This is a genomic window from Pseudoalteromonas pernae, from assembly GCF_039831865.1.
Classification (GTDB): Bacteria; Pseudomonadota; Gammaproteobacteria; order Enterobacterales; family Alteromonadaceae; genus Pseudoalteromonas; species Pseudoalteromonas pernae.
Genome location: NZ_JBDODM010000004.1, coordinates 39,469 through 52,036, shown reverse-complemented (window position 1 = coordinate 52,036; position 12,568 = coordinate 39,469). Strand labels below are relative to the sequence as shown.

The window sequence follows — 12,568 nt, the reverse complement described above, 5'->3', positions numbered from 1 at the left end:
GAAAAGTGGCAGGGGCGGAGAGATTCGAACTCCCAACCGTCGGTTTTGGAGACCGCTGTTCTACCAATTGGAACTACGCCCCTGCAAAGTGGATGCCCATTATACTGACCAAACGCGCTAAAACAAGAGCAAAAGCTAGGCACAAACAAAATTAATTAGGCCATTTCACCCGTGTGAGGACCAAAGCTGAATGGGGGCTTCTTGCCCGAGCCAATCACTGAGCAACCAAATTTGCTCGAATTCATGGCCTTTAGGCACTGGCAGATGCGCACCTAGGTGAACAAAATCGTCATGCTGCCACAAGGTACTGGCGTTTCTGATCAGCAACCACACCCGATTACTGTCATATGTTTTCTTCGCTTTAGCTTCAAGTAAGCGCGATAAGGCTTGCTCGAGTTGTTCGCAGCTCGGATTTAACGCCAACTGCGCTAACTGACGCTGAATATCTAAACTCAATGGCCTGCCTAGCACTGCCATGGCTTCATGCTCATTGGCATACAAATGCGCTATTTCGATATCTAGGCGCTCATCATTCATATAACAACTAACATCGGGCTTTGCAGGTTCATTATGCCAAATGTGCCGCATGGGAATATGGTATTCACGCTCGTAGGCGCGCAGAAATAGCCGCGCAGCTTCGTGCTCAAGGCGTAACTTTTCTAGCTCGCTTTCACTCATATCGCTGCGTACAACTCGTCAAGCAAAGCAGAGGCGCCAAAACGGAAATTTACTGGTGTTACCCACGCGCCACCCATTTTTGCAACAGCAAGTTGCAGGTATTGCTGCGCTTGCGCAAGCGTTTTTACGCCGCCAGAGACCTTCACCCCCACCGCCTTACCGCTGAGCTGAATTTCATCGAGGATCACCTCAACAGCTTCTAAGGTAGCATTTACTGGTACTTTGCCGGTGCTTGTTTTGACAAAATCCGCGCCGCCTTTAATCGCAATACGGGCTGCTTTGGCAACCAAATCTAATGGCAATTCCCCACTTTCGATAATCACTTTGAGTTTTGCGTTATTTGCACACAGGGCTTTACTCTCTTGAACGTAACGTAGCGCTAGTGCTTCATCACCGTCTATCAAGGCCTTATACGGCAAGACTAAATCGACTTCATTCGCACCTTGTGATAGCGCCTCTTGCGTCTGTGCAAGCACCTGTTCTAAAGGTTGGGAGCCTGAGGGGAAGTTAGTCACCGTTGCCAGCGCAAGTGGCCAGTTAAAATGCGTATCCACGTATTTTCTCACGTATTCAAGCCACTGCGGGTACACACATATCGCAGCAGGGCGCGGCTGTGAGGCTGACAATTGCGCTAAAAAAGCATGGATATCTTGTTCACTATCTAGCTCATTTAAACGGGTATAATCTAAACAGGCCAATGCCAATTGAGCATCGTGGGACGCACTCATTAATCACTCTCCTTTACCGTGGTAAACCTATACTAACATCGTCACCATGCAGTTGAATGAGATTTAGATCAAGTACGCTTCTAACAACTAAATTTCATCTCAAGTTTTATAACCGGCTCGGTAAACCTATGCTTAAGACGCTATTTTTATTGGCTTAAGCCATTTTAAAAGTCAGCATATAACTTTTAGCTATATAAGCTTGGAACAAATTATTTTTTAACCGCTATTTTGCGCTTTATTCTTACCTCCTCTTAACGTAGTAATAGTCTTTACGCCTTTAACAAGGTCTAACAGGTGGTGACAGGTGCAATATTTACCCATATTCACAAAACTCGATAACAAGCCGGTACTGATTGTCGGTGGTGGCGATGTTGCGCTTCGCAAAGCCTCTGCTGTGCTCAAAGCACGCGCTAAATTGACGCTTGTTGCCCCCTCTTTTTGTGAGCAACTGCAAACGTTGCAACAACAAGGCGCAGTAACCTTAGTTGAGGCACCGTTTAGCGACAACCATGTTGAAGGCTTTATGCTCGTTATTGCTGCGACCGACAACGATGAGGTGAATGCGCAAGTTCATCAAGCGGCAGAACAACGCAATATTTTTGTAAATGTTGTCGATGACCAGCCAAAGTGCAGCTTTATTTTTCCGTCAATTGTTGACCGAAATCCGGTAACCATTGCGATATCAAGTGCGGGAACAGCGCCTGTACTTGCGAGGCGTTTACGCGAGAAACTAGAAACATTGATCCCTCACCACATAGGTCCATTGGCGGATCTGGTTGGTCGTTTTCGCAGCCAAGTAAAGTCTCGCTTTGCGCACTTTGCCGACCGCCGTCAATTTTGGGAGCGTGTGTTTGACTCGAATGTAGTCAGTGAAGTGCAAAAAGGTAACGAAGATGAGGCTTACCAGCAATTGCAGCAGATGCTCACAGACACACCGGCACCACAAGGCGAAGTATACGTGGTAGGCGCAGGCCCAGGCGACCCGGAACTATTAACACTAAAGGCATTGCAGTTGATGCAACAAGCAGACGTTGTAGTGTATGACTACCTAGTGTCTAATGAGATTATGGAATTAGTGCGCCGCGATGCCGACTTAATTTGTGTGGGTAAACGCGCAGGGGATCACAGTGTGGCACAAGAGCGCACCAATGAAATTCTAGTAGAACTTGCACAGCAAGGTAAAAAAGTGTGTCGTATCAAAGGTGGCGACCCGTTTATTTATGGCCGTGGCGGTGAAGAGGTTCAGGTACTTGCTGAGCATGGCGTGAGATATCAGATTGTGCCTGGTATTACAGCTGCTGCTGGCTGCAGTGCATACGCAGGTATACCTCTAACACACAGAGACCACGCGCAAAGTATTCAGTTTGTGACTGGCCACTGTAAAAAAGACGGCCAAGAGCTTGATTGGCAATCTTTAGCAAAACCAAATCAGACTTTGGCTATTTATATGGGTGTGGTAAAGTCACCTGATATAAAAGCGCAGCTAATAAAACATGGCCGCGCAACATCGACTCCAGTAGCCATTATCGAGAATGGTACGCGTAAGGAACAGCGCGTATTTACTGGAACGCTGCAACACCTTGATGAATTGATCCACCAACATAAAGTGCAATCACCGGCGTTGTTAATCGTTGGTGAGGTGGCATCTCTTCATCAGCAATTAGCTTGGTTCAGTACACAGCACCAAGTCAGTAGTTTTGCACAACCTATTACCGATGTTGCGTAGCGCCCTACGGAATTTATAAATTAAGAGTTTAGGCAGGAACAAGGCAATGGCTTTAACCCATCTTCAGCAACTTGAAGCTGAAAGTATCAAAATCATCCGTGAAGTAGCGGCTGAGTTTGACAATCCCGTGATGCTTTACTCCATTGGTAAAGACTCATCAGTATTACTTCACTTAGCGCGAAAAGCGTTTTTCCCAGCAAAGATACCTTTCCCTTTGCTGCACGTTGACACCAACTGGAAATTCCGCGAAATGATCGAATTTCGTGACCGCTTAGCTAAAGAGTATGGCTTTGACCTCATTGTGCATAAAAACCCTGAAGGGTTAGCGATGAATATCAGTCCATTCGTGCATGGTTCATCAAAGCATACAGATATCATGAAAACGCAAGGCTTGAAACAAGCGCTAAACCAATATGGTTTTGACGCTGCTTTTGGTGGCGCTCGTCGTGACGAAGAGAAATCGCGTGCAAAAGAACGCGTTTACTCGTTCCGTGACAAGCACCACAGATGGGATCCCAAAAACCAGCGCCCTGAACTTTGGAACACTTACAACAGTGAAGTAAACCAGGGTGAGAGCATTCGCGTGTTCCCGCTTTCAAACTGGACTGAGTTGGATATTTGGCAATATATCTATCAAGAAAATATTGAGATCGTTCCTTTGTATTTAGCAGAGAAGCGTCCTGTGGTTGAGCGTGATGGCACCTTAATCATGGTAGACGATGAGCGTATGCCGCTCAACGAAGGTGAGCAACCACAAATGAAGTCAGTACGCTTCCGTACTTTAGGTTGTTACCCGCTAACGGGTGCGGTTGAATCTACCGCAAACACACTGACAGGTATTATTGAAGAGATGTTGCTATCTACATCATCAGAGCGTGAAGGTCGAGTAATTGACCATGACTCATCAGGGTCAATGGAGAAGAAAAAACGTGAGGGGTATTTCTAAATGTCAGCTACAGCGAATGAAGTTAAAGAGTTAGGCATTGAAGCCTATCTATCGCGCCAACAAGACAAGAGCCTTCTGCGTTTATTAACCTGCGGTAGTGTTGATGACGGTAAGTCGACCCTCATCGGTCGTTTGTTGCATGACAGTCATCAGATTTATGAAGATCAGCTTGCAGCTTTACACAAAGACAACGAGAAAGTAGGTAATGCAGGCGAAGAGCTTGACCTAGCCCTTCTCGTTGATGGCTTACAGGCAGAGCGCGAGCAAGGCATCACTATTGATGTAGCCTATCGTTATTTCTCTACAGCGAAACGTAAATTTATTATCGCCGACACCCCTGGACACGAGCAGTACACTCGTAACATGGTTACTGGTGCGTCGACGAGCGATTTAGCTATCATACTGGTTGATGCTCGTTACGGTGTGCAAACGCAAACTAAGCGCCACAGTTTCATTTGTGATTCGCTAGGTATCGAACAATTTGTAGTTGCTATCAACAAAATGGACATCGTCGATTTTGATGAATCTGTGTACGAGAAGATTAAAGCGGACTATCTGAAGTTTGCTGAACAACTTAACGTACAAAATATCAAATTCGTACCTATGTCTGCGCTTAAAGGCGACAATGTAGTGTCTCGCTCAGAGCACACCCCCTATTACACTGACAAACCACTTCTAGAGTTACTTGAAGACTCACCAGCGGCGGCAACAAATAACGGTTTTGAACCTCGTCTGCCTGTGCAATATGTAGTGCGTCCAAACTTAGATTTCCGTGGTTTCCAAGGCACCATCACTTCAGGTGAATTTAAAGTGGGTGATGCAGTGAAGGTCCTACCTTCAGGCAAGACTTCTAGTATCAAAGAGTTGGTTACTTTTGACGGCAATCTAGATACCGCTGAAGCGGGCCAAGCAATCACCATGACATTAAACGATGAAATCGATATCAGTCGTGGTGATGTCATTGTGCCAAGCAACTCGAAGTCAGTATCAACAAATCAATTACAAGCAAAATTGGTTTGGATGCACGAAGAGCCATTAATTGTAGGTAAGACCTATAATTTGAAACTAGGCGCGAAGAAAACAGCAGCAGTCGTATCACGCATCGATCACACAATTGATGTGAATACACTTGAGCAAGGTCAAGCAGACAATCTACAGCTCAACGAAATTGCTATTGTTACTGTTGATCTCACAGAGCCAATGCTCGCTGATGTATATCGCGATAACAAAGAAACCGGTGCATTTATTTTGATCGACCGCCTATCCAACCTGACAGTTGGTGCTGGTATGGTTGAAGAAGTATTGGCGCAACGAGAAAATCAACAACATAGCCAGTTCAGTGACTTCGAGGTTGAGTTTAATGCACTAGTGCGTAAGCATTTCCCACACTGGCAGGCAATTGATATTAGTAAGTTAAAATAAGTACATGGATGTCGCATTATATGCAGCAATCATATTAGCGTTGTTTGCTGGTCTTGTGTTTACACACATACGTCCAGCAACGCTATTTTTTACTGCATTATTAGTGTGTTATGTTCTGGGGTATCTTGATACTCCAGAACTATTACACAATTTCACAAACACTGGACTCGTTGCTCTAGTGTTACTAATGCTGGTGTCACTCGCATTAGAAAGAACATCGATATTGCAAAGGTTAGCTAAAAGTATAGTCAGTCCTTCACTCACAAAAAGTATTGTCCGAGTAAGTACCGTTACTGCTGCAGCCTCTGCTTTTTTGAACAACACAGCCGTTGTTGCGGCTTTAGTTGGCCCGCTCACTCGCAATAAATACCACACCCCTTCCAAGCTGCTTATTCCACTGTCTTATGCGGCGATTTTAGGCGGTACGACGACACTCGTAGGCACGTCAACAAATTTAATTGTAAACAGTTTTACTCAAGAAGCTGCTGACTTGAGCTTGTCTATGTTTAGCTTCTTGCCAATAGGCATTGCCGTAACGCTCGCTGGTATTGTTGTATTAATCCTCAGCAATAAACTACTGCCAAACTACTCACGCTCTGCGAGTGAACATAAACAGTACCTACTAGAAGCAAAAGTAAACGACAATTCTCCATTGATCGGTAAAACGATTGAGAAGAATGGCCTGCGTGATCTGGATGACTTGTTTCTTGTTGAAATCGTTCGCGATAAGCGCTTAATTACACCTGTTCGCCCAGAAAACAAAATTCGCGCAGGCGACAAGCTTATTTTCACCGGCAATGTACAAAGCGTCAGTGCGCTGCAGAGGATTCCCGGACTCACACTATTTGCTGACAGCAATGGGCTTCTAAGTTCCAACTTACAAGAAGTTATCGTCACTCATACCTCAACACTTGTTGGGCGAACACTGAAAAGTACCGGCTTTCGCGCGAAATTTGATGCCGCGGTCGTTGCGATCCATCGCAATGGTGAACGCCTCTCGGGCAAGCTCGGAGAAGTCACCATTCGTCCAGGCGACCGCTTTATGCTTGCTGTCGGTCACGACTTTAATAACCGCAGCAATCTAGATAAAAACTTTTATTTCGTCAGTGAACATCAAGTAGACAAGGCGTATAACTTTCGTAATGAGCTCGCGCTTATTTCGGGTTTCGCTAGTGTTATAGCTTTAGCTGCAGCTAATATTATACCCTTGGTACAAGGTCTATTGATTTTTATCGCCTTGTTATTAGCGACGAACCTGCTTGATGGTCAAGAGCTAAAAAGACGCTTTCCATTTGAACTAGTTATTATCATTGCTTCAGCTTTGGGCCTCGCGAATGCTTTTGCAGGTTCTGGTGCAGAAATGCAATTGCAAACTTGGCTCGCAGACCAAAGTGCATTAACCCCGTTAACTGCACTCATCATCGTGTATATATTCACTGTGATCATGACTGAATTAATTACCAATAACGCGGCGGCAGCACTCATGTTTCCGCTCGCGTATGGCCTATCCAACTCGCTCAATGTTGATTTAATGCCTTTTGCAATGGCTGTTGCATATGGCGCAAGCGCTGCATTCATCAGCCCTTATAGCTATCAAACCAACATGATCGTAATGAACGCGGGTCAATATCGATTTTCCGACTTCGCACGCGTAGGTGTGCTGATGTCAGCCGTATATGCATGTGTGGTTATTAGTTTAATCACGTATGTTTTCCCATTTTAATCAGGGCTTCTGTAATGGACGAAAATATTGTTTGGCACCAACACGGTGTTAATAAGCAAAAAAGACAAACAGCAAACGGCCACAAGAGTTGTATTTTATGGTTCACGGGTTTTTCCGGCTCTGGCAAAAGTACTATCGCAGGCGCACTGGAAAACAAACTCCATGAGCTTGGACACAAAACCTACTTGCTAGACGGTGACAATGTACGTCATGGCTTGTGTGGTGACCTGAGTTTCTCAGACGAAGACCGTAAAGAAAACATCCGCCGAGTGGGCGAGGCTTCGAAGCTAATGGTGGATGCCGGTTTGTTAGTACTTACTGCCTTTATTTCCCCTTTTCAAGCTGAACGAACCATGGTCCGTAACTTGGTGGAAGAAGGTGAGTTTATTGAAGTGTATTTAGATACCCCTCTGGCCACATGTGAACAACGAGACCCTAAAGGCTTGTATAAGAAAGCTCGTGCTGGGGAAATTGCCCACTTCACAGGTATCGACTCTGACTATGAAGTACCTGTAAATCCAGAAATCATCATTAATACAGGTGAATTGAGTATCGAAGCATGTGTCGCTCAATTACTTGATTACCTAAAAGAAAAAGAAATCATAGGCTAACTCATGACATCAATTGAATTATTAGAACACGTGTTGACCCTCTCTCGCGATGCGGGGCAAGCAGCTATGACCATCTACAACAAGGATTTTGGTATCGAGTACAAGGACGATAAAAGTCCTGTTACCGACGCTGACTTAGCTGCTCATAAAGTCATCGTTGCAGGTCTAATGGAGTTAACACCTGATCTACCTATTCTGAGTGAAGAGAGCGCATCTATTAGCTGGGAAGAGCGTCAAAACTGGCAAAAGTACTGGTTAGTCGACCCGATTGACGGCACCAAAGAGTTCATCAAGAAAAACGGTGAGTTCACTATTAATATCGCTTTAATTGAAGACGGAGAGCCCGTGCTCGGTGTAGTCGATGCACCTGCGTTAGGTGTGAGTTATTTAGCCGCTAAAGACATCGGTGCTTTCAAACAAGAGGGCGAAGCACGTATTGAACTAAAAGTCACTGAGAAAGAGAACAAAGGTGTTATCCGCGTTGTAGGCAGCCGCTCTCACCCTTCTGAGCAGCTGGCAAGTTTCCTTGAACAATTTGACGAAGTCGACATGGTGCCCAAAGGCAGTTCGCTGAAACTATGCTTGGTGGCCGAAGGTGCCGCGGATATTTATCCACGTTTGGGCCCAACAAGTGAATGGGATACAGGTGCTGGCCACGCGGTTGCGACCATCGCTGGTGCGAAAGTCACCACGATTGACGGCGCCCCTTTGAAGTACAATCAAAAGGAAAGTTACCTCAATCCATTTTTTATCGTCAGTGCGCTAAGCTCATAACGCACTGACAAACAAAAAAAGCAGCTCTGGCTGCTTTTTTTGTACTTATTACTTAGATTTTAGATTGTCAGTGATATGCCTCGGCTTTTTGCCCAGTCCATCACACTTTGCTTTTCATAAGTGACTTCCTTAAACAACTTATGATGACAGTAACTCAAGCCCGGCTCGGCACTGCGATTGTGGTATAAAATTCGGCTGTGATTGTCATTAAACCGAGAAAGTAACTCGAAGTAGGCATCACGATTTTCTTGGTATTTCTTAATCGCTTCAGCGATAGCTACACGCACTTGCTCGGCACTGCAGTGATCTGCAAATTTATGGCTCAGAAGCTCTTCGAAAACAGCTTGTCTCGCACCCATGGTATCCCCCCGCTAAAATTTACAACTCGTGTTTTTAGCTTTGAATAGCAATTTCCACGCCAAACAACCTATGGCGCTGTATTGCTTGTTATACTTATTATTGTCCGATTTAGACTACCAGCAGACAAAAAAGTTTGCATTACAATGGCGCAAATTGACACATTTTAGTGCAATACCAATCCCTCAATGCATGTTTGAGTGGTTTGGGTATATAATGGCGCCCCATTACCGATGAGAGCTTACACACCATGCATGACGATTTTATTGAAGTTCAATTAGAGGAAGAGCCAATAGAGCTGTGCAAGCTATTAAAAGTGCTCGATCTCGCCGAAGGTGGTGGTCATGCAAAATTACTCATCGCGGATGGCTATATCGGCGTTAATGGCGAAGTATGCACGCAAAAGCGTAAGAAGCTTTATGCTGGCGACTCAGTCTATATTGATGGTGAAACCTTTCTGCTAAGCGCTGCTGACAACATGGTGCAACGTGAACAACGTAAGACCTCAAAACCAAGCAGCGACAAAGCCAAAGCACCAAAACCAGCGAATAAGCGAGCTGCTAAGCCAGCAAAAGCAGCTGCGCCTGCCGTGAAAAAGCCTAAAAAGAAAACCCCAACGCGAGATGAAAACACCGGTCGCAAACCGATTTCCTTTGGTTAATTATCCTTATTATTCATCCCACTAAACACAACCAAACACCTCACTGAATAAAATTTATCCGCGCTACAGGTTGAAAAAAGCGCCGTTCTCCCCAAGCTCTTATTAGTGGCTAAACGTTAGCCACTAGGATTGATGTGTTGGCCAAAGTCATGTTGGTATGGCGAATTGGCTGGCACGGATAATAAAAGGGGTTCGGAATGAAAAACAGCTTTAATACGCTAGAGCAATTAACCGTCAACGCTAAGCAATACCACATTCACTCGTTAGCCAGTTTAGGCGACAAAGCCAAACGGCTGCCTTTCTCATTAAAAATCTTATTAGAAAACTTATTGCGCCATGAAGACGGTGAAAACATCACCGTTGATGATATTCAGGCATTGCTGGACTGGGATCCAAAGGCAAAACCCAGTCAAGAAGTCGCCTTTACTCCGGCCCGAGTAGTGATGCAAGATTTTACCGGCGTACCTGCTATTGTTGATTTAGCCGCCATGCGCGACGCCATGGAAAAGCTCGGTGGCGATCCCAGTAAGATTAACCCACTGTCACCAGCTGAGTTGGTTATTGATCACTCCGTCCAAGTAGATAGCTATGGCCAAGACGGTGCCTTCGATCTCAATGCTAAGTTGGAATATGAGCGCAATAAAGAACGTTATGAATTCTTACGTTGGGGACAAACCGCCTTCGATAATTTAAAGGTTGTACCGCCTGCAACAGGCATTGTGCACCAAGTAAACTTGGAATACCTAGCCCGAGTTGTTTTTGAAAACGACGTCAACGGCCATACCTTTGCCTACCCAGATAGCCTAGTGGGCACGGACTCTCACACTACCATGATCAATGGCCTTGGTATTTTAGGCTGGGGTGTAGGTGGGATTGAAGCCGAAGCCGCCATGCTCGGCCAACCCATTAGTTTGCTGATTCCACAAGTGATCGGCTTTAAGCTCAAAGGCGCGCTACCTGAAGGTACGACGGCGACGGACCTAGTGTTAACCGTCACCCAAATGCTGCGTGAAAAAGGTGTCGTAGGTAAGTTCGTGGAATTTTATGGCGATGGTCTTGCTGACCTCCCCCTTGCTGATCGTGCCACCATTGCCAATATGGCACCGGAATATGGCGCGACCTGTGGCATCTTCCCAATTGATCAAGAAACGCTTGAATATTTGAAGCTCACAAACCGCAGTGACGAGCAAATCAAATTAATCGAGATGTATGCCAAACATCAAGGCATGTGGCGTGAGCAAGGTGATGAGCCGATGTACACGGACACGCTGGAGTTAGATTTAAGCCAAGTGGTCCCGAGTCTTGCTGGTCCTAAGCGTCCACAAGACCGTATTGCTCTTGATGAGGCGGGCAAAGTGATCAGTGATCATTTAACTCAATTCCAAGACGAGCGAGCCAAGCAAAAAGAAGCTGCTTCACAGCAAGAGTCACGCATTGTTTCAGAGGGCGGCCAAGCCGAACCTTCAGCCAATGAGCCACAAGTTACGGGTGTTGCTAAAGTTAATTTTAAAGGCGAAGAGTTTGAGCTCAATGATGGTGCTTGCGTTATTGCCGCAATCACAAGCTGCACCAATACGTCAAACCCCAGCGTTATTCTCGCAGCGGGGTTAGTCGCGAAAAAAGCGAACGAACTGGGTCTCAATGTTAAACCTTGGGTGAAAACATCCTTAGCGCCGGGCTCGCAAGTGGTTACCGATTACCTGCAAAAAGCCGAGCTGATGGATGATCTTGAAGCCCTTGGTTTTAATTTGGTGGGGTATGGCTGCACCACTTGCATCGGTAACTCCGGCCCACTACCCGATGAGATTCAAAAAGCCATCACCGATCATAAGTTGATTGTCAGCTCAATTCTCTCAGGTAACCGAAACTTCGAAGGCCGAATTCACCAAGATGTGAAAATGAACTTTCTAGCGTCTCCGCCTCTGGTGGTGGCCTATGCACTCGCAGGTCGAACTGACATTGACGTGTACAATGAACCACTCACTCAAGATAAAAATGGCAACGACGTTTTCCTCAAAGACATTTGGCCGAGTGTGAGCGAAGTCGCGGAACTGGTGAAATCAACCGTAACCAAGGAAATGTTCGCCAAGAGCTATGCGGATGTCTACAAGGGTGACGAACGCTGGCGTGGTATCGCCATTCCGCAAGCCAAGCGCTATGAATGGAACGACGACTCCACCTATATTCGCAAAGCGCCATTCTTTGATGACATGAGCAAGGAGCCGCCGGGTATCCCAACTATTTCTGGTGCTCGTTGCTTAGCGAAGCTTGGAGATTCTGTTACCACTGACCACATTTCTCCTGCGGGCTCGATCAAAGCGGATGCGCCAGCAGGCGAGTACTTGCTGTCACATGGTGTTTCCAAAGGCGAATTTAACTCCTACGGCTCTCGTCGTGGCAACCACGAGGTAATGATGCGCGGTACCTTTGCCAACGTGCGCCTGCGTAACCAACTGGCCCCTGGCACCGAGGGAGGCATTACTCGCACCCAGCCAGATGATGAGCTCGCTAGCATCTACGACGCAGCCATGCAGTATCAGCAACATAGTACTCCTTTAGTTGTTTTGGCGGGTGCTGAGTACGGGACTGGTTCTTCGCGTGACTGGGCGGCAAAAGGCTCGCTCTTATTGGGGATTAAAGCTGTTATCGCCAAAAGCTATGAGCGTATTCACCGCTCCAATCTCATTGGCATGGGCGTATTGCCACTGCAATTCAAAGAGGGTGAAGGCCATGAAGAGTTAGGGCTAACAGGCAAAGAAACCTTTGATATCAATGGTCTTGTGGATAAAGCATCTGAATTGGAAATCGTAGCCACTGACGAAGAAGGAAAGACCACCACCTTCAAGGTCGATGTACGTATCGATACCCCGAAAGAGTGGGACTACTACAAGCACGGCGGAATTTTACAATACGTTCTTCGTCAAATGATTGCCTGATTTGGC

11 protein-coding genes and 1 tRNA gene are annotated in these 12,568 nt (G+C 46.0%); 8 read left to right on the top strand and 4 right to left on the bottom strand.

The features are described 5' to 3' along the window. Positions 1–6: 6 nt before the first annotated feature. The 3 genes from V1358_RS10410 to deoC all read right to left on the bottom strand — a co-directional run bounded on the left by V1358_RS10410 (position 7) and on the right by deoC (position 1,406). Positions 7–83 (bottom strand) — tRNA-Trp (locus tag V1358_RS10410). 82 nt (positions 84–165) lie between these two features. Next, the gene (locus V1358_RS10405) at positions 166–678 is read right to left on the bottom strand and encodes a hypothetical protein (protein WP_347393517.1); all 513 of its coding nucleotides are present in this window, start codon (positions 676–678) and stop codon (positions 166–168) included. Next, positions 675–1,406: a deoxyribose-phosphate aldolase gene (gene deoC, locus V1358_RS10400; protein ID WP_347391341.1), complete on the bottom strand. Its 732-nt coding sequence runs from the start codon at positions 1,404–1,406 to the stop codon at positions 675–677. The genes V1358_RS10405 and deoC overlap by 4 nt, the downstream gene beginning before the upstream one ends. A 304-nt stretch (positions 1,407–1,710) precedes the next feature. Between deoC and cysG the strand changes: the two genes are divergently transcribed. Genes cysG through cysQ form a run of 6 tightly spaced genes read left to right on the top strand, consistent with a single transcriptional unit; the run spans position 1,711 to position 8,608 of the window. Further along, the gene (gene cysG / locus V1358_RS10395) at positions 1,711–3,132 is read left to right on the top strand and encodes a siroheme synthase CysG (RefSeq protein WP_347393516.1); all 1,422 of its coding nucleotides are present in this window, start codon (positions 1,711–1,713) and stop codon (positions 3,130–3,132) included. A gap of 46 nt (positions 3,133–3,178) precedes the next feature. Then, complete coding sequence (gene cysD, locus V1358_RS10390) at positions 3,179–4,078, top strand: sulfate adenylyltransferase subunit CysD (RefSeq protein WP_347393515.1); 900 nt, start codon at positions 3,179–3,181, stop codon at positions 4,076–4,078. After that, the gene (cysN, locus tag V1358_RS10385) at positions 4,079–5,500 is read left to right on the top strand and encodes a sulfate adenylyltransferase subunit CysN (protein WP_347393514.1); all 1,422 of its coding nucleotides are present in this window, start codon (positions 4,079–4,081) and stop codon (positions 5,498–5,500) included. Positions 5,501–5,504: 4 nt separating this feature from the next. Next, a complete protein-coding gene (locus V1358_RS10380) occupies positions 5,505–7,223 on the top strand; it encodes an SLC13 family permease (RefSeq protein ID WP_347393513.1) in 1,719 nt (572 codons plus the stop codon). Between the two features lie 14 nt (positions 7,224–7,237). Further along, complete coding sequence (gene cysC, locus V1358_RS10375) at positions 7,238–7,834, top strand: adenylyl-sulfate kinase (protein ID WP_347393512.1); 597 nt, start codon at positions 7,238–7,240, stop codon at positions 7,832–7,834. A gap of 3 nt (positions 7,835–7,837) precedes the next feature. After that, positions 7,838–8,608 carry a 3'(2'),5'-bisphosphate nucleotidase CysQ gene (gene cysQ, locus V1358_RS10370; protein WP_347393511.1) on the top strand — a complete coding sequence of 257 codons (771 nt, stop codon included), beginning with the start codon at positions 7,838–7,840 and terminating at the stop codon, positions 8,606–8,608. 59 nt (positions 8,609–8,667) lie between these two features. On the opposite strand, the gene V1358_RS10365 is transcribed toward cysQ, so the two are convergent. Then, positions 8,668–8,967 carry a hypothetical protein gene (locus V1358_RS10365; RefSeq protein WP_347391348.1) on the bottom strand — a complete coding sequence of 100 codons (300 nt, stop codon included), beginning with the start codon at positions 8,965–8,967 and terminating at the stop codon, positions 8,668–8,670. Between the two features lie 248 nt (positions 8,968–9,215). On the opposite strand from V1358_RS10365, the gene V1358_RS10360 reads away from it, so the two are divergent. Continuing rightward, positions 9,216–9,626 (top strand): RNA-binding S4 domain-containing protein, encoded by a 411-nt coding sequence (locus tag V1358_RS10360; protein ID WP_347391349.1) that lies wholly within the window; start codon positions 9,216–9,218, stop codon positions 9,624–9,626. 197 nt (positions 9,627–9,823) lie between these two features. Next, a complete protein-coding gene (acnA, locus tag V1358_RS10355) occupies positions 9,824–12,562 on the top strand; it encodes an aconitate hydratase AcnA (RefSeq protein ID WP_347393510.1) in 2,739 nt (912 codons plus the stop codon). The last annotated feature ends 6 nt before the right edge of the window (positions 12,563–12,568 follow it).